General features: G+C 67.7%; 1 protein-coding gene. It reads left to right on the forward strand.

The genetic code is table 11. The annotated features are described in order from the left end of the window. Positions 1-232: 232 nt before the first annotated feature. Positions 233-1,426: an IS110 family transposase gene (locus tag ACH4K4_RS38670; protein ID WP_398175071.1), complete on the forward strand. Its 1,194-nt coding sequence runs from the start codon at positions 233-235 to the stop codon at positions 1,424-1,426. Positions 1,427-1,448: the final 22 nt, after the last annotated feature.

The raw sequence follows: 1,448 nt of genomic DNA on the forward strand, positions 1-1,448 counted from the left end.
GTCCTACCTTTCAAGCGTGGTTGCTCTGGTCATTCGTAAGATCGGAGGGCCCAGGGGCTCTGGGCATGGCTGTCATGGTTTCGACCCAGTTGATGGCTCAAGGAACTTGGCCACCCGGAGCCCCGCGACGACTCGACCGCCAATTGGGAGATGCGACTTTCGATCGCTGCGTAGGACAACGTCGGCGAGGTCGTCTGCGGGATCGTTGTACGACGAGCTGGCGGAGGGGAACGTGCCCGAGATCTGGGCCGGAGTGGACATCGGCAAGACGCACCACCACTGCGTGGTGATCAATGCTGACGGCAGGCGTCTGCTGTCCCGCCGGGTCGCGAACGACGAGAGTGAACTGCTCGCCCTGATTGGCGATGTCCTGGAGATATCCGCCGACGCGCTGTGGGCTGTGGACCTCAACCACGGTGGGGCCGCGCTGCTGATCGGCCTGCTGGTCAGCCACGGTCAGCCGGTCGCCTATCTCACCGGTCTGGCGGTCCACCGAGCCTCGGCCACCTACAAGGGCGGCGAGGGCAAGACCGACGCGAAGGACGCCTTCGTCATCGCCGACCAGGCCCGCGTCCGCCGCGACCTGGGCCTGCTGCGGCCGGGTGATGAGATCGCCGTCGACCTGCGCACCCTGACCACCCGCCGCCTGGACACGGTCTTCGACCGCACCCGGCAGATCAACCGCCTCCGCGCCCAACTCCTGGAGATCTTCCCGGCGCTGGAACGCGCCCTGGAACTGACGAACCGGGGTCCAGTGATGCTGCTGACCGGCTACCAGACCCCGGCCGCGATCCGGCGTGCAGGCGCGAGCCGGATCGAGACGTGGCTGAAGAACCGCAAGGTCCGCGGCGCCGCCGCACTGGCGAAGACGGCGGTGGAAGCCGCCCAGGCCCAGCAGACCGCGCTGCCCGGCGAAAAGCTGGCCGCCACCATGGTGGTCCGCCTCGCGAAGGGGGTGATAGCCCTCGATGAGGAGATCGCCGAGCTCGACGCCCTGATCGAGGCCAAGTTTCGCGAGCATCCGCACGCCGAGGTGATCCGCAGCCTGCCCGGCATGGGCGCCAAGCTCGGAGCCGAGTTCCTCGCCGCGACCGGTGGTGACATGGACGCCTTCGGCAGCGCCGACCGCCTGGCCGGCTTCGCCGGCCTGGCCCCCAGACCACGTGACTCCGGCCGTGTCAGCGGCAACCTGCGCCGCCCCCGGCGCTACCACCGCGGTCTCCTGCGAACCATGTACCTGTCGGCAATGGTGAGTCTCCAGTGCTGCCCCGTCTCCAAGGCGTTCTACGACCGGAAACGGAGCGAGGGCAAGGGCCACAAGCAGGCCCTGCTGGCTCTCGCACGCAGACGCCTCAACGTCCTGTGGGCGATGATCCGTGACGGAGAGCGCTTTCATGCTTCACCTCCCGTCACGGGAGCGGCTTGACAACACGATTGGGAAGTTCCTT

The sequence above is a fragment of the Streptomyces sp. NPDC017529 genome, assembly GCF_044329785.1.
In the GTDB taxonomy this organism is placed as follows: Bacteria; Actinomycetota; Actinomycetes; order Streptomycetales; family Streptomycetaceae; genus Streptomyces.